Source organism: Bacillus sp. DWP3-1 (assembly GCF_049896565.1).
In the GTDB taxonomy this organism is placed as follows: domain Bacteria; phylum Bacillota; class Bacilli; order Bacillales; family Bacillaceae; genus Bacillus.
The window spans coordinates 42,486-58,456 of sequence record NZ_JAFCUN010000008.1 but is presented as its reverse complement, the minus strand read 5'-3'; the positions used below and the strand labels follow the sequence as shown (position 1 = coordinate 58,456).

The window sequence follows — 15,971 nt, the reverse complement described above, 5'->3', positions numbered from 1 at the left end:
CATTCAGTCAATATTTTTTACACGTTTGGGTATACTATTGAAATATGCAAAAAAGGAGGAAGCTTCATGATCGCATTGATCATCCTACTCGTACTCATTGCCATCGTTTTTCTCGTGATGGTAGACCTTTATATGGGAAAGAAATATTTTTCTACCCGCGCTTTTGAACGGTCTTTTGATAAAACAAGCGGTGATGCAGCTTTTTATCATGATGGCGAACCATTTTTTGATCAGCTGCTCGCGGATATTCAACAGGCCTCTTCTTCTATTCATATGATGTTCTTTATTGTAAAGAACGACAAGATTGGCCAAAGGGTCTTACAAGCACTGAAAGCCAAAGCGGAACAAGGGGTTTCAGTCTTTTTGCTGACCGATCGACTAGGGTCCTATCCGTTTGATCAAAAGTCCATTGATATGCTAGAAAAAAGCGGCATCCAATTTTACTTTTTAAATAAGCCTCGTTTCCCTTTTTTGATTTATCGGTTAAACATGAGAAATCATCGTAAAATTACGGTGATTGATGGAAAGATTGGCTATATTGGCGGGTTTAATATTGGCGATGAATATGTTGGAAAAAATGGCCAGTTTGGCATTTGGAAAGATTATCATTTGCGCATGACAGGGCAAGTTGTCGCAGATCTCCAGCATGTGTTTTTGAATGATTTATACCGGTCATCTGGCATTCATCAGCTGCAATATGAGGTTTTTCCTGCTTTGGAACCGGGAACACTACAATGCACAACACGCGCGACTGCTGGTTTTTCTTTAGAAGCTTTGTTTCTCAAAGATATTCAGCAGGCGAGAAAGCAGATCATCATCTGTACGCCTTACTTTATTCCATCTGCCCCTCTTCTGAGTGCACTGCTTGATGCACGAGAGCGAGGTGTCACGGTTGAAATCATCATCCCAATGAAAGCGGATCATCCACTTGTCAAAGAGGCTGGATTTCATTATTTGAAGGACCTCATTGCCTCTGGCTGCCTTGTGTATCGTTTTTATAAAGGATTTTATCATGCGAAAGCCATTCTAATTGACCAGAGACGCTGTATGATTAGCACGGCAAATTTTGATAAACGCAGCTTGTTTCTAAATGAGGAAGTAGACGTCGCCATTGATGATGCCGACTTTACTGCACACGTAGAGGAAAAAATTCGGGAGCACATGGAAGTGTCTGAGCTTATGACAGAGGAGAAAATGACCCAGCGTCCGCTTTTGTCACGTCCGCTGGAATGGGTTGGCGCCATGTTCTCGTACTTTTTATAAAGGAGATGACCTATGCGTTATCGATTTGGTTATGTATCCAATGCCGTCACCTTGTGGGAAGCTTCTCCTGCCAAGTCGCTGACCTTTGCAAGATACAGTAAGCTCTCAAAGGAAGAGAGAGAAGAGGCTTTATTGCGAACAACGAAAGCCAATCTCGTGAATACATTAAGAACGCTCTATTTCGCCATTGCCCATGATATCCCGCTTTACCGTTTTTCAAGTTCGATCGTCCCGCTCGCGACCCATCCCGATGTGCGCTGGGACTTTGTGACACCTTTTCAAAAGGAGTTTCTTGAAATTGGCGAGTTGGTGAAACGGCATGGGCTACGTGTGAGCTTTCACCCTAATCAATTTACCTTGTTTACTAGCCCAAAGCCTTCAATCACAGAAAATGCCGTGATCGATATGACGTACCATTATCAAATGCTTGAAGCGATGAAGCTCGAAAAGGAAGGCTATATGAACATTCATGTGGGCGGTGCGTACGGTGATAAAGAATCGGCGCTTCAACGTTTTGATGACAATATCCAAAAGCTTCCGGCGCATATCAAGGCGAGAATGACGCTTGAGAATGATGACAAAACGTATACGTCGTTAGAAACCCTTGGTGTATGTGAAAAGCACGGTATTCCATTTGTTTTTGATTACCATCATCACGTGGCCAATAAAGATGACGATGCCGCGCTTGAAGACATCCTGCCAAGAATGTTCGACACTTGGACGAGCACTGGCATTCCGCCTAAAATCCATTTATCCTCACCTAAATCAGAAAAAGCCATACGCAGTCATGCAGATGGTGTAGATATGTCCTTTGTCTTACCGCTTTTTCATGCATTAAAACCGTATGGGCGTGATGTAGATTTTATGATTGAGGCGAAGTTAAAGGATCAGGCACTGCTCCGACTTGTCGAAGAGCTGTCTGCGATAAGAGGCAACAAGCGAACAGGCGGAGGAACCATTGAGTGGAAATCATAGAGAAAGGTTTATCCCTATGCAAACAAGGGTAACAAAGCTATTGTGAGAAAGTTATTAACAGGAGGATATGAAGATGTCTCAAATCTATTCAATCCAAATCGCTGCGAAAGCATTGAATTTACATAAGCTTATTTCTCTTTATGAAAGATGCCACCAGGCTCAACATCGTCTATATGTGTATTCTAAAAAAACAATGTGCAACATCAAGAACATCGTAGAGCTTGAAACCTTCAGGCTCACTCATTTAGAGTCTGACTACTTAATTGTCGTAGAGGGGAAAAAAGCGCAAGATCTCTTGCAGCCATTTGAAAAAGAGCAGGTATCATAAAAAAGAGCAGCCCTCAGGCCGCTCTTTTGTTATATCCACTCTTTTGTCAACCAAACTTGTTTTGAAGCTGCATCCATTTTCACTTGTGCCCCGATTGGCATCGTAAGCATTGGGTGTGTATGGGCACAGTCAAAATCTGCGATGAGCGGTCTCTTTGTCTCTCCAAGCACCTCAAGTAAAATCTCGTAAGGTTCTTTTCCCGTTCCCTCATCATCAAACAGCTCATGTTTTCCCAAAAGAATACCTGATACCCGCTCAAACACTCCATTTACTTTCAATAAAGAGAAGTTTTTTTCTACAACCGAAGCGGTTTTCATGCAATCTTCAATGAGGAGAATGTCTCCCTTTTGGATGGCTGGCATGTACTCACTGCCCCATATGCCGTACATGGCATTCAGGTTTCCGCCAATCAACCTGCCTTCTGCCTGTCCCTCTATGACGCACAGCCAATCGTTCGGACGCTGCTTTTTATCACGCGTCTTTTCTTCCCAATTGATTCGTTCATCCGTCCAAAAAGGTGGTTTTTTGACCTGATAAGGAATGGTTTGAGGCTGCATCAGGATGTCTTCGAACGACTGATATGTATAAGCGACGAACGGTTCAAACTCTCCAAAAGATGGGACAAGCGCCGGTCCGTAGAATACAGGCAGTCCCGTTTTTTCGTAGGCTGCTAAAAGAATCGCTGTCGCATCTGAATAACCGATCATGATTTTCGGATGTTGATTCAGCAGCTCAAAATCAAGATAAGGCAGCAAACTATTTGAATTTGTCCCGCCAATCATTGACATAACGCACGCCAAGTCCTCTCTAGCCATTAGCTCATTCAGCTCATCGGCTCGTTCTTGAATTGTACCTGAACGGTAGTGATCCTCTTTCCCTGTTAATGATCCTAGTACCACAATGAATCCTTTTTGCTCAAGCCACTTCTTCGCCCGCTGATACCTAAGAGGCGAGGTCGCTGATGCAGGACTTGAAGGTGAAAAAATACCGATCTTATCTCCCTTTTGTAATCGCCGAAGCCCCTTCATTCCATCAGATCCTTCCTACACGAGTTTTTTCTATCCTAACAAAAAAAGCCCCTTATCAAAAGGGCTTTCAGATTTTTGACAAAGGGCTATAATGATCTTTATTTTAGTCCTTTATCTTTTTTCAGCGTGATAGAAAACCTTTGCAGTCTAGGAAGGACGAGCACTGGAGCGGAGCGAATTGAACATTCGTGAGCACCAGAGCGCAGGACTGACAACGAATGCGAGGGTTTGTCTACACGCTGAAAGCCCTTTATCAAAAGGGCTTTCTCTTTCTTCTTAATGACCAAACTGCGCTTCGTGCAGTCTGCTGTATACGCCGCCCATTTGGATTAAGTCTTGGTGGCGGCCTTGTTCTTGAATGCCTTCCTCTGTCACGACGATGATACGGTCGGCGTGTTTAATTGTCGCAAGGCGGTGGGCAATGACGAGCGTTGTCCGTCCGACAGCCAGTTCGCTCAGTGCATCCTGTATGGCTTTTTCTGTTTCTGTATCAAGTGCTGATGTGGCTTCATCTAGAATGAGAATGGACGGGTTTTTCAGGAACATCCGCGCAATCGACAGACGCTGCTTTTGACCGCCTGACAGTTTGACGCCGCGCTCACCTATCACGGTATTTAACCCTTCTGGGAAACGCTGAACGAGTTCCTCTAAATGCGCACTTCTTACAGCCTCCCAAATCTCTGCATCACTGGCTTCTAGGTTGCCGTACGCAATGTTTTCACGAATGGTGCCCGAGAATAAAAAGACATCCTGCTGCACAATACCGATCTGCTGCCTTAAAGAAGACAATGTCATCGACTTTGTGCTTACACCATCAATCGTGATGTCCCCTTCATCCACATCATAAAAACGAGGCAGCAGACTGCAAATGGTTGATTTCCCCGCTCCTGAAGGCCCGACAAACGCAACCGTTTCTCCTTGTTTGATCTTTAAATCGATATCCTTTAGCACATGGCTGTGCTCATCGTAGCCAAATGTCACGTTTCGATATTCAATTTCACCTTTCAGTCCGTATACATCACGTGCTCCCTCTGTATCCTTCACATCCGGCTCTGTTTCTAGCAAATCGACATAGCTTTTAAAGCCCGCAATGCCTTTCGGATACATTTCAATGACCGTGTTGATTTTATCAATCGGTCTAAATAAAACATTTGTGATCAGAACAAACGCGATAAAGCCACCTGCCGTTAATTGACCTTGCAGGACAAACCATGTACCTGCGAGAAGGACAAACAGTGTCACAAGACGTGTGAGAATGTAACTGATCGATCCATTGACCGACATAATTTTATAAGAAAGAAGCTTCGCCTTCCGAAACCGGTTGTTGTTTTCAGCAAAACGTTTTTTCTCGAAATGTTCATTGGCAAAGGCTTGAACAAGACGAATGCCGCCGATATTGTTTTCAACCCTTGCATGAAAGTCTCCAATGTCATTGTTCAGCTGTGTAATCGCATGCGTCATTTTCTTATTAAAATGAAGGGCAAGCCAGATGATGACAGGCATGATCAGGAAGGTTAAAATAGCCAGCTGCCAGTTAATCATCAGCATGACAGCAAAGGCACCAAGAATTGTCATAATGGCTATAAACAAATCTTCAGGACCGTGATGTGCCACTTCTCCAATGTACATGAGGTCGTTTGTCATCCGTGACATGAGCTTACCCGTTTTGTTGTTATCAAAGAATTTAAAGGATAGGCGCTGAAAGTGATCAAACAGCTTCTTCCTCATATCTGTTTCAATATTAATTCCAAGCATATGCCCCCAGTACGACACAATAAATTGCATAACCGAGCTGAGTGCATAAATGACAAACAGCGCAAGTGCGGTCCAGCCAATGACCGCCCAGTTCCCTGTTGGCAATAATGTATCAATGAAGTAGTTCACGATAAGCGGGAAACCCAGTTCCATCAATCCAACGGCGACAGCGCAAAAGAAATCTAAAAAGAACAGACCTCGATAGGGCCTGTAATAGGCGAAAAAGCGTTTTAGCATATGTAAAAGAACCTCATTTCCTCTATAATTGATAATCATTTTCAATTATAGAGGAATCCTCTTTAAAATACTAGATCAGGAAATGATTTCTTTGACTTGAAATCCTCATAACACGCCAGAAAACAACCGGGCAAATGATTCCTTCAATCGCTCTTTTAACCCTCTTTTATAAAAATGAACAGGTCCCATTTGCTCACATTCTTTCATATCTTCCTCATAGTGGTCCATCAGTTGCTCAATTGGCTTTTTCGCGGCTGTAAAGACATTGACCTCAAAATTGAGCTGAAAGCTTCTCATATCCACATTTGCGGTGCCGACAGAGGCAAGTTCTCCATCTGCGATCATCACTTTTTGATGCATGAAGCCCTTTTGATAGTGATACACCTTGATACCTTCTTTTAGAAGCTCAGAAAAATAGGATCGTGTGGCGTATTGTGTGAGAAAGCCGTCATTGATCTCCGGAACCATCACCCGGACATCCCCCCCTCTTGTAGCAGCAATTTTTAATGCTGTACGAAGGGATTCATTTGGGACAAAATAAGGTGTTGCAATCCAGACAAATTGTTTCGCATTTGAGATGAGTGCATCATATAAATCACTCATACTTTCTTTCATATCGGGTCCAGTCGGTACAACCTGAATGACATCCTCTCCCGTCACAGAGTGCGGCGTATGATACTTCGGATCATCAATTAATACTTCATCTGATACATACTCCCAGTCGAGCATAAAAACAGAGTGAAGGGTTTGAACAGCCTCACCCTTTAACATGGTATGCGTATCACGCCAAAAACCGATATTTTCATCACGTCCGACATATTCTTTTCCGACATTTAACCCACCGACAAACCCTGTCTTCCCATCAATTATCACGATTTTGCGGTGATTTCGGAAATTGAATTTTTGATTAAAAAAACCATATTTTAAAGGCAGAAAAGGAGCGACCTTTACTCCTTCCTGCTTCAAGCGTTTAATATCTTTTCGGGAGAAGCGAATGCTGCCAGCCGCATCATAGATGAAGCGAACCTCTACCCCTTCTTTCACTTTTTCTATCAGAATCTCCATCATCCGGTGCCCGAGGAAATCTGATTTGAACATGTAGTATTCTATATGGATGAACGATTTTGCCTTTTTTAATTCTTCAAAAATACGGGGAAAAGTCTCCTCCCCATTCTTTAAAATGTCCATATCACTATTTGTGTTCACATGCATGCCTGTTGCTTTTTCTGTGTAATGAAAAAAAGTTCGCTGATTTTCGGTTAGACGCGATTCATCCGGCTTGCTCTCAAGCTCAGATATTCTGCGTAACTTTTCACGGTTGTACATTCTCTTTGATTTGAATAAATGACCTTTCACATAGAGCTGTCCTGAGAACAAATAAAACATATAGCCAATGATCGGGAAAAAGATCAGCACATACATCCATAACAACGTGTGCTGTGATGTACGGTTTTCTAGCATGAGTGAGATGATACTAAATAAAATAATGGCGATATAAACTGCCGCGTACAGCTGAATGCTCCACGCTGGCACAGGCCACCAATATACCACATATGCCCCGAATATCATAAAATATAAAAATAAAAATTCCAGTCTCCTCTTTTTCACATTCTCCGCCCTCATTCGTTTCTGTCTTTTTCTCTTCCATACCCTTTGCACAGCTTGTATGAAACGCACGGCCTATGCCTTTCTCCTAGCTTTTACAGACTTGGACCATTTGATCCGATATAATGGAGAAATATGTGATGGAAAGGAAGATTTGTTTATGCATACACCCTCTCCTTTAAAAAAGGGCGATCATATTCGTGTCATTGCTCCAAGCCGAAGTGCCAGCATTTTATCAGAAGATGGAATCTCTCAATCAAAAAAACGTTTAGAGACCTTAGGTTTCACTGTCTCTTTTGGAAAACACGCGTTTGAATGTGATCTTCATTCCTCGTTATCCATTGAACACCGCTTGTCTGATCTGCATGAGGCGTTCACAGATGATGAAGTCGACGGTATTTTGACAGCCATCGGAGGCTTCAATTGCAATGAACTCTTGCCTTACATTGATTACGACTTGATTCGTCAGCATCCTAAAGTTCTTTGCGGCTACAGTGATATCACCGCACTCGCAAGCGCCATTACCGCCAAATGTGATATGGTCACATACTCTGGACCCCATTTCTCCAGCTTCCAAATGGAGCAGGGGCAAGAGGAGCAGACCGCTATGTTTCAAGCCTGCTTGATGAGCGGCGGTGAGCCATTTGATGTGATCCCTTCGACAAAATGGAGTGATGATGCATGGTATCTTGATCAAGCGAACAGGCAGTTTCATCCGACGAAATGGGGAATCTATCAGGAAGGAACAGCTGAAGGCACCTTGTTTGGCGGAAACCTTTGTACACTGAACTTACTGCAAGGGACATCGTTTATGCCTCAAATCAAGGATGCCATCTTATTTGTAGAGGATGATGAGTTGGTCTTCCCTGAAATGTTCGCCAGAGACCTCACCTCCCTCATGCAGCATGCAGAATCAATCAAAGGGTTGATCATCGGACGCTTCCAAAAGAAATCCGAGATGACAGAGGAACATTTGAGGTTCATTTTAGATAAACATCCAATGCTCAAACACATCCCAGTGATCTACGATGTCGATATCGGACATACGCAGCCGGTCTTCACCTTACCGATTGGCGGAGACGTGAAGCTAGCGTGTAAAGATGGAGCCGTGCAGCTGCGCATTCTATCATAAAACAGAGCCAAAAAAGCACCCAAATAAACGGTGCTTTTTTCTATGCCACGATCTTTTATAAAATTTTTTCAGAAAAAAGTGATCCAACCCTCCATCCCCTTCGTTAAGTAGATGTAAAAAGAAAAGAGAGGAGGGGGCAACATGTTCTCTGATGTACTTAGTCAATTATTCGATTCTATTTCTAACATTATTAATACGCTTGGGTAATGTTCAACACCTGCTGTCCTTAGAAGATAGCGGGTGTTTTCTTATAAAAAAGCCCCACTCCTATAGTAGAGCGGGGCTTTTTTGTATTACATCTTTTCCGGTGCAGATACGCCAATTAGTTTTAATGCATTAGCAAGCGTGATTTGTGTTGCTTTCATGAGTGAAAGACGTGCTGTTGTTTTTGTTTCGTTTTCTACATCAATAACCTTCTCGGCATTGTAGAAGCTGTGAAGGGCTGATGCAAGGTCATAAATATAGTTCGTCACGCGGTGCGGAATGCGCTTTTCAGCTGCTTCTGCTACAACTTCTGGGAAGCTGCCAATGATTTTGAGAAGATCGTATTCTTTTTCCGATTGAATGTGAGAGAAATCTGCTTTTTCAAGGCTCGGCTCGTAGCCTTTTTCTTCACCTTGACGCAGCATGCTGCAAATTCTCGCATGTGCATATTGTGCGTAGTACACAGGGTTTTCGTTAGACGTAGAGATGGCTAAGTCTAGGTCAAAGTCCATGTGTGTCGCCGCACTTCTCATCGCAAAGAAATAACGAGTGGCATCTAAGCCTACTTCTTCAATCAGGTCACGCATGGTGACAGCTTTTCCTGTACGCTTACTCATTTTCATCTTTTCACCGTTTTTGTAAAGGTGAACGAGCTGAATGATTTCTACTTCGAGCTTGCCAGCTGGATATCCAAGTGCTTGAATCGCCGCTTTCATTCGGGGGATATAGCCGTGATGGTCCGCTCCCCAAATGTTAATGAGCTGGTCAAAGCCTCTGTCTAGTTTGTCTTTATGGTATGCGATGTCTGGAAGCAGGTAAGTGAAGCTGCCGTCTTTTTTAATCAGCACACGGTCCTTGTCATCACCAAAATCAGTTGAACGCAGCCATGTTGCACCGTCTTCTTCAAAGACATAGCCTTTTTCACGAAGTGTTTCCAGCGCTGGTTCGATTTTTCCGTTTTCATATAAAGAGGTTTCTGAATACCATACATCAAATGGAACACGGAAATTCTCAAGGTCTACACGCAATTTCTCTAATTCGTATTTTAATCCGTATTCACGGAAGAACTTCATCCGCTCTTCTTCTGGCTCATGCACGAAACGGTCACCAAATTCATACGCAAGCTTTTGCCCGATGCCTTTGATGTCTTCTCCTCTGTAGCCGTCTTCAGGCATCTCTTTTTCAAGACCGAGTGCCTCAAAGTAACGTACTTCTACAGATAAAGCGAGATTATTGATTTGATTCCCTGCATCGTTGATATAGTATTCACGGCTCACATCGAACCCTGCTTTATCAAGGATGTTGCAAAGAGAATCACCTACAGCTGCTCCGCGGGCATGTCCAAGATGAAGGTCACCTGTTGGGTTGGCTGAAACGAATTCGACTTGCACCTTTTGGCCGCCGCCTGTATTTGTTTCGCCATATGCCTCTTTTGCTTCAAGGACAGCTGGGATGAGCTTTGTTAAATACTGATTGTTCATATAAAAGTTAATGAATCCTGGACCTGCGATATCCAGTTTTTCAATAGAAGCTTTCCCTTTATCAAACGCTTTGACAATGTCCTCTGCGATTTGGCGAGGTGCTTTTTTCGCAATGCGGGCAAGCTGCATCGCCATGTTGGTGGAGTAATCACCGTGAGTTTTGTCTTTCGGCACTTCTAAAAGGACATCTGGTACCTGGCTTTCATCAGCAAGTCCTGCTTTGACGACTGCCGCAATGATTTCTTCTTTTAACGCATCTTTGACCTGTTCTGCGATATTCATGAACGTAAATCCTCCTTATACGAAATCGATAATGTATGTAAATGCTTTTGGTCTTCCCCTGTCAGCATATCGTACGTAATGTGCAGCAGTCCCTTGTCCACATCTAGATCAATGCCATGTGTGTGTACATCAAGCTGTAGTGTACCGAAGGGCATCGTGTAATGTGTGACGGTCGTTTCTCCGATGAGAAAGCGCTGCTTCATTTGAATGGCACCTGATCTCATGACAAAAATTTCTTTTTCACTCATTTTCACAACGGTTTTTACTTGACCCATTTCATGTTCTTCATGGTAAGTGAGATACGTTTTGTCATCCTTCTCTTGATACGTTCCAGTCGTGCGGAATTCGATCGTTTCAGCCGGCTCCGTCTCTGGTTTCATCACTGACTTGACATGAATTGAAATTTGGTTTTGTGTCATTTTGCACTTCCTTTGCTAAGACCCGTTTAACTAAAATAGTATACCATATTCATGATCGCCTATCATACCATCATTTCTCTTCTTCACGGCGATTAAACTTCGTTTTTGATCTTCCGCCATCCCTTTAGAAAAAAAGAAACAGGACACTCACTAATACCACCAATCCAGCCTTTACGCCCAAGTCTTTTCTGTTGATTAAATAAAAAAGAGCTTGTACGCCTGAACTTGCCAAAAATACCTGAAAAAAATCAAATGGCACGATTTGCGTCTGCTTACATACCACCTGCATGAATAACGCAATGGCCGTCAGATAGAAAAAGCCTCGATCCTGAAACAGCCCCATCATCTCTTCCTTTGCTTCCTTTTTCGAAGCAAAAACGGGCGGCTCAGCTTTGAGCTCTCGTTTCAGCGTGAGAATGCCTGCCGCTAACACACATAAAGCGAGAAGCACCATCAATATAGAAGAAAACATGAACTGCCTCCTTTTCCATGTAAAAAAAGAGCTTGTCCACATGAGATGACAAGCTCCTCTATCAAGGTGTTATTTCACAAATCCAAGCAGCATTTCGCGTAAAAGCTTGCTCGCTGTATTCGCTGTTTGGTCAGAATGATCATATACAGGTGCTACCTCAACAAGGTCTGCACCGACTACTTGGACATCAGAACCTGCAATCGCATGAATAGATGCAAGCAGCTCTTTTGATGTAATACCGCCAGCATCCACCGTGCCTGTACCAGGTGCATGAGCCGGGTCTAATACATCAATGTCGATCGTCACATAAACTGGACGCCCCTTCAGCTTTGGCAATACTTGCTTCAATGGCTCCAGCACTTCAAATTTAGAAATGTGCATGCCCGCTTCTTTTGCCCATTCAAATTCTTCCTTCATCCCAGAACGAATCCCGAAAGAGAACACATTCTCAGGTCCAATAAGTCCTGCTACTTTACGAATCGGTGTTGAATGAGACAGAGGCTCACCCTCATATTCCTCACGAAGATCCGTATGTGCGTCCATATGAATAATCGCCAAATCAGGGTATTTCTTATGCATCGCACGGAAAACCGGCCAAGACACAAGATGCTCACCGCCCATTCCTAATGGAAACTTCCCTTTTTCTAAAATGCTGTCGACATACTCTTCAATTAAGTCTAAGCTTTTCTGTGCATTTCCAAAAGGAAGCGGAATGTCACCGGCATCAAAGAATGGTACCTCGTGCAGTTCACGATCTAAATAAGGGCTGTATTCCTCTAATCCAATCGAAACTTCACGAATACGGTTTGGGCCAAAACGTGAGCCCGGTCTATAACTGACGGTCCAATCCATCGGCATACCGTATAAAATGACTTTTGCATCTTCCCATGTCGGATGACTTCCAATAAACACTTTTCCTGAATAAGCCTCGTCGAATCTCAAACAAGATTCCTCCTTTTACGCTTCAAAAAATGCGCAAACTGTCATTTGCGCATTTCCACTTCGCTTGATTTATTTGATTAAGTCACTCACAAATTTCGGCAGAACGAATGCCGCTTTGTGCAATTCTTTTGTGTAATATTTAGTCTCAATATCAAAGAAACGGCTGTCTTCTACAGCAAGTGGATCATATTTTTTTGAACCGATGGTAAATGTCCAAAGACCACTTGGATACGTTGGAATATTCGCTGTGTAAAGCTTCGTGATTGGGAAAATTTCTTTCACATCACGCTGTACATTTGTAATCAGCTCAGGTGTGAACCAAGGGTTGTCCGTTTGTGCCACGAAAATACCGTCTTCTTTAAGTGCTTTTGAGATTCCTGCGTAAAATCCTTTAGAGAACAGATTCACAGCTGGACCAACTGGTTCAGTTGAGTCCACCATGATGACATCATATTCGTTGTCAGCTTCGGCAATGTGCATAAAGCCGTCTCCGACTTTGACATCCACACGAGGATCGTCTAGTTTTCCAGCAATAGAAGGAAGGAATTTCTTCGAGTATTCGATGACTTTTCCATCAATATCAACAAGTGTCGCTTTCTTCACACTTGGGTGTTTGAGGATTTCACGAATGACACCGCCGTCTCCTCCGCCTACGACAAGAACATTTTCCGGGTTTGGATGAGTGAAAAGAGGAACATGTGCCACCATTTCGTGGTATACAAACTCATCTTTCTCAGATGTCATCACCATACCGTCTAAAAACAGCATATTGCCAAACTCTTCTGTTTCCACCATTTCTAAATGCTGAAAATCTGTTTGTTCTGTGTGAAGGGTTTTGTTCACCTTCAATGTAATACCAAAATTCTTCGTTTGCTTCTCTGTATACCAAAGTTCGCTCATTGTCCATCTTCCTCTCATCCAATAATAAACAAACATCTATTGTTAGCGCCTTTATCGGCTATGACTATATCGATTGTCCAAGAAAAAAGTATAGTGGATTCATATCAAATTGTAAAGAACCGCATGAGTTCTCTTCAATTTTAATGCACGCTCTTGCAATCATTTGTTTAAAACGGTTTTCTTTGTTCCATACTGATAAAAAACCGTCAAAATGGGGGCTTTGCATGGACACAATCATGAGTAATAAAAAAATCCGCATGACCGTGAAAACGATTCGAGCCTGTTTTTTTATCGGCTTGCTCGCTTTTCTATTTGCAGGCACTGTCTTTTTGACGATTCTTTTACTTGCCAAATGGCAAGGTGCCCCTTCCGTTCAAGTTCCCCAATCCACGACCATTTATGCAGCCGATGGTTCAAAGCTTGGAGAATCCAACTTTGGAGAAAAGAGATATTGGGTGCCATTAAAGGACATGTCCCCTCATATCAGGCAGGCAGCTGTAGCTGTAGAGGATAAAACCTTTTATGAGCATCATGGTTTTGATGTGAAACGGATGGCGGGTGCTGCAGTGGCTGATATTCGTGCCATGGCTAAGGTACAAGGAGCCAGCACGATCACCCAGCAATATGCACGAAACCTGTATTTAGATCATGATAAAACGTGGAAGCGGAAGTGGAATGAAGCCTTTTACACGATCCGCTTAGAGCAAAACTATACAAAAGATGAGATTTTAGAAGGATACTTGAACACCATTTATTATGGTCACGGAGCGTATGGCGTGGAAGCGGCGTCCCGTCTGTATTTCGGGAAAAAAGCGAAGAATTTGACCCTCGCCGAATCTGCCTTACTTGCCGGTATCCCAAAGGGCCCTTCTCTCTATTCGCCTTATGTGAATGAAGAGAAAGCCGGTGCAAGAAAGAATATGATTCTGAGGCAAATGCAAGATGACGGCATGATTACGAAAAAGGCAGCCGCTGAAGCTTCGAAAGAAAAACTGTCCTATCGCCCTTTGCAGCAGAAGCAGCTGCAAGCAAAGCAAGCCCCGTATTTTTATGATGATGTGATTCGTGAGTTGAAACAAAGCTTGGGGTTAACTGAGGAACAGATTGAAACCTATGGACTTCATATCCAAACGACTTTAAATCCAGAGTTACAGAAAATCGCAGAGAAGACGTTAAAAAACACGATGTATTCGAAATCAGACATCCAAATCGGCTTTACCGCTATCCATCCCCAAACAGGTCATGTACTCGCCCTCATCGGGGGAAGAGATTATGAGAAAAGTCCATTCAATCGGGTGACACAAGCGAAAAGACAGCCCGGTTCAACAATGAAACCTCTCCTCTATTACATTGCCTTGCAGAATGGGTTTACACCAGCAACCGTCATGCGCAGTGAAGAAACGGTTTTTGAGCTCGATGATCAAGGAAGCGGTGCTGCTTATTCACCAAGCAATTATCATGGCTATTACGCCAATGACGGCATTACCATGCTTCAAGCCTTGGCGCTGTCTGATAATATTTATGCCGTGAAAACCCATCTATTTTTAGGAATGGAGCAGCTTGTACGTGCTGGCAAAACATTTGGAATCAACGAAAAACTAGATCAAGTGCCATCACTTGCCCTTGGCACGTCCCCTGTCAAACCAATTGAAATGACCAATGCTTACGCCATGCTGGTCAACGGCGGAAAACGTGTCAAACCAACCTTTATTACGAAAGTAACGGACGCAAAAGGCAACGTGCTTTATGAAGAAAAACAAAAACGAGAGCAAGTCCTAGATGAAAAAGCAGCATTTATTACCACCGATATGATGTCAGGAATGTTCAATGATCAGTTAAACGGCTATACGAGTGTCACTGGCCGCACCATTATGAAGGATCTAACGCGAACATACGGAGGAAAATCGGGAACGACAGGAGCCGACAGCTGGATGATCGGCTTCTCTCCCCAGCTCGTCGCGGGTGTGTGGACGGGCTATGATAAAGGGCGCACCATTGACTCGGTCGAAGAAACAGCCTATGCAAAAAAGATATGGGCATCCTTTATGGAATCAGCCCTCTCGAAGCAGCCAGCCTCCTCCTTCATGCCGCCAGACGGTGTAAAAGGTGTGTATATCAATCCAAAAACCGGCGATCTCGCAGGCCCAGGATGTGAATCAAAGGTATTCACCTATTTTATAGAAGGAACGGAGCCGACAGGTGTCTGCTACGGTGCTGAGGACAAAGCCTCTGAACAAGATCCGGTTCAAGATCAAAAACCAAAGAAATGGTGGGAAAAGTGGCTGAAACGTTAAAAAAGGACATGAAAAACCCCGAGATCTGCATCTCGGGATTCTCCATGTCCTAGCTTTAACACCAGTTTACTCAAAAAACAGCTGGAATTGGTAGCGATCCGCCATTCTTCACAAAAATTTCACAATTATTCAGAGACAGACAATCCTTCTTTTAATTCATCTGTGGATGCTTCCCATAGTGCTTTATTATGACTCTTCAAGAAATCAGCCAGCACCTTTTTCGATACGTCATCCATATGACTGACGACGATTTTTCGCTTCATCGATTTATCCATTAAATTCACATGCTCTGGAAGCGACTTATACCCGCGGCGGATTGAACGGTCGACGGTCATTTCACAAGCCGTCACACCCGCATAATAAGGGCCATCTTCTCTGCGGTCAATGGTCACCCATACGAGCCAATACGGCTTTCCGTTCGGCACCTCTTCTTTGCTTTTCAAGAATTTAATTCCTTTTTCCACGGCACTTCTTGCATGCATCGCACCAATATCAATGACAGCTTCCTTTTCCTCTACGTCAATGATCACTGGCGAAATGTTATCAAGGCTGAGCGCACCCGCTCCAAAGCCCCCGTGTCCGTCGGTTGCATCTGTTTTTTTAATGATGTTAAAACCAATTGGTTTCTTTTTTTTACCTTCCATTCATTAGACC

General features: G+C 43.4%; 14 protein-coding genes. 5 read left to right on the top strand and 9 right to left on the bottom strand.

What is annotated here, in order from left to right:
• Positions 1-66: 66 nt before the first annotated feature.
• The 3 genes from cls (ACP7A0_RS16805) (at position 67) to ACP7A0_RS16795 (ending at position 2,566) form a co-directional block, all read left to right on the top strand.
• Complete coding sequence (cls, locus tag ACP7A0_RS16805; RefSeq protein WP_060597500.1) at positions 67-1,263, top strand: cardiolipin synthase; 1,197 nt, start codon at positions 67-69, stop codon at positions 1,261-1,263.
• 12 nt (positions 1,264-1,275) lie between these two features.
• Positions 1,276-2,238 carry a UV DNA damage repair endonuclease UvsE gene (gene uvsE, locus ACP7A0_RS16800; RefSeq protein ID WP_375566498.1) on the top strand — a complete coding sequence of 321 codons (963 nt, stop codon included), beginning with the start codon at positions 1,276-1,278 and terminating at the stop codon, positions 2,236-2,238.
• Between the two features lie 73 nt (positions 2,239-2,311).
• Positions 2,312-2,566 (top strand): hypothetical protein, encoded by a 255-nt coding sequence (locus ACP7A0_RS16795; RefSeq protein ID WP_060597502.1) that lies wholly within the window; start codon positions 2,312-2,314, stop codon positions 2,564-2,566.
• Positions 2,567-2,595: 29 nt separating this feature from the next.
• Here ACP7A0_RS16795 and ACP7A0_RS16790 read toward each other — a convergent pair whose 3' ends face one another.
• From ACP7A0_RS16790 to cls (ACP7A0_RS16780), 3 genes are all read right to left on the bottom strand, one after another.
• A complete protein-coding gene (locus ACP7A0_RS16790) occupies positions 2,596-3,594 on the bottom strand; it encodes a S66 family peptidase (RefSeq protein ID WP_375566500.1) in 999 nt (332 codons plus the stop codon).
• Between the two features lie 276 nt (positions 3,595-3,870).
• Entirely contained in the window at positions 3,871-5,586 is a 1,716-nt protein-coding gene (locus ACP7A0_RS16785) for an ABC transporter ATP-binding protein (RefSeq protein WP_060597738.1), read from the bottom strand.
• Between the two features lie 105 nt (positions 5,587-5,691).
• Positions 5,692-7,194 carry a cardiolipin synthase gene (gene cls / locus ACP7A0_RS16780; protein WP_426005813.1) on the bottom strand — a complete coding sequence of 501 codons (1,503 nt, stop codon included), beginning with the start codon at positions 7,192-7,194 and terminating at the stop codon, positions 5,692-5,694.
• Between the two features lie 157 nt (positions 7,195-7,351).
• Between cls (ACP7A0_RS16780) and ACP7A0_RS16775 the strand changes: the two genes are divergently transcribed.
• A complete protein-coding gene (locus tag ACP7A0_RS16775) occupies positions 7,352-8,323 on the top strand; it encodes a S66 family peptidase (protein WP_106030618.1) in 972 nt (323 codons plus the stop codon).
• A gap of 293 nt (positions 8,324-8,616) precedes the next feature.
• Here the strand turns inward: ACP7A0_RS16775 and argS are convergent, their stop codons facing one another.
• From argS to speE, 5 genes are all read right to left on the bottom strand, one after another.
• Positions 8,617-10,290, bottom strand: coding sequence for an arginine--tRNA ligase (gene argS, locus ACP7A0_RS16770; protein WP_095285670.1), 1,674 nt, complete (start codon positions 10,288-10,290; stop codon positions 8,617-8,619).
• Positions 10,287-10,709, bottom strand: coding sequence for a DUF1934 domain-containing protein (locus tag ACP7A0_RS16765; protein ID WP_034660326.1), 423 nt, complete (start codon positions 10,707-10,709; stop codon positions 10,287-10,289). Before ACP7A0_RS16765 ends, argS begins: the two co-directional genes overlap by 4 nt.
• A 124-nt stretch (positions 10,710-10,833) precedes the next feature.
• Positions 10,834-11,181, bottom strand: a complete 348-nt coding sequence (locus ACP7A0_RS16760; RefSeq protein ID WP_034660328.1) for a hypothetical protein — start codon at positions 11,179-11,181, stop codon at positions 10,834-10,836.
• A gap of 69 nt (positions 11,182-11,250) precedes the next feature.
• The gene (speB, locus tag ACP7A0_RS16755) at positions 11,251-12,123 is read right to left on the bottom strand and encodes an agmatinase (protein ID WP_088003052.1); all 873 of its coding nucleotides are present in this window, start codon (positions 12,121-12,123) and stop codon (positions 11,251-11,253) included.
• A 69-nt stretch (positions 12,124-12,192) separates the two neighbouring features.
• Positions 12,193-13,023 (bottom strand): spermidine synthase, encoded by an 831-nt coding sequence (speE, locus tag ACP7A0_RS16750; protein WP_012011597.1) that lies wholly within the window; start codon positions 13,021-13,023, stop codon positions 12,193-12,195.
• A 224-nt stretch (positions 13,024-13,247) separates the two neighbouring features.
• On the opposite strand from speE, the gene ACP7A0_RS16745 reads away from it, so the two are divergent.
• Positions 13,248-15,317 (top strand): transglycosylase domain-containing protein, encoded by a 2,070-nt coding sequence (locus tag ACP7A0_RS16745; RefSeq protein ID WP_034660331.1) that lies wholly within the window; start codon positions 13,248-13,250, stop codon positions 15,315-15,317.
• Positions 15,318-15,442: 125 nt separating this feature from the next.
• Here ACP7A0_RS16745 and ACP7A0_RS16740 read toward each other — a convergent pair whose 3' ends face one another.
• Positions 15,443-15,961: a YwhD family protein gene (locus tag ACP7A0_RS16740; protein WP_034660332.1), complete on the bottom strand. Its 519-nt coding sequence runs from the start codon at positions 15,959-15,961 to the stop codon at positions 15,443-15,445.
• Positions 15,962-15,971 lie beyond the last annotated feature (10 nt).

Excerpts from the sequence above, each read along its gene's own strand:
- cls (WP_060597500.1), top strand. The coding sequence starts at position 67 with ATGATCGCATTGATCATCCTACTCGTACTCATTGCCATCGTTTTTCTC.
- uvsE (WP_375566498.1), top strand. The coding sequence starts at position 1,276 with ATGCGTTATCGATTTGGTTATGTATCCAATGCCGTCACCTTGTGGGAA.
- ACP7A0_RS16795 (WP_060597502.1), top strand. The coding sequence starts at position 2,312 with ATGTCTCAAATCTATTCAATCCAAATCGCTGCGAAAGCATTGAATTTA.
- ACP7A0_RS16790 (WP_375566500.1), bottom strand. The coding sequence starts at position 3,594 with ATGAAGGGGCTTCGGCGATTACAAAAGGGAGATAAGATCGGTATTTTT.
- ACP7A0_RS16785 (WP_060597738.1), bottom strand. The coding sequence starts at position 5,586 with ATGCTAAAACGCTTTTTCGCCTATTACAGGCCCTATCGAGGTCTGTTC.
- ACP7A0_RS16775 (WP_106030618.1), top strand. The coding sequence starts at position 7,352 with ATGCATACACCCTCTCCTTTAAAAAAGGGCGATCATATTCGTGTCATT.
- argS (WP_095285670.1), bottom strand. The coding sequence starts at position 10,290 with ATGAATATCGCAGAACAGGTCAAAGATGCGTTAAAAGAAGAAATCATT.
- ACP7A0_RS16765 (WP_034660326.1), bottom strand. The coding sequence starts at position 10,709 with ATGACACAAAACCAAATTTCAATTCATGTCAAGTCAGTGATGAAACCA.
- ACP7A0_RS16760 (WP_034660328.1), bottom strand. The coding sequence starts at position 11,181 with ATGTTTTCTTCTATATTGATGGTGCTTCTCGCTTTATGTGTGTTAGCG.
- speE (WP_012011597.1), bottom strand. The coding sequence starts at position 13,023 with ATGAGCGAACTTTGGTATACAGAGAAGCAAACGAAGAATTTTGGTATT.
- ACP7A0_RS16745 (WP_034660331.1), top strand. The coding sequence starts at position 13,248 with ATGGACACAATCATGAGTAATAAAAAAATCCGCATGACCGTGAAAACG.
- ACP7A0_RS16740 (WP_034660332.1), bottom strand. The coding sequence starts at position 15,961 with ATGGAAGGTAAAAAAAAGAAACCAATTGGTTTTAACATCATTAAAAAA.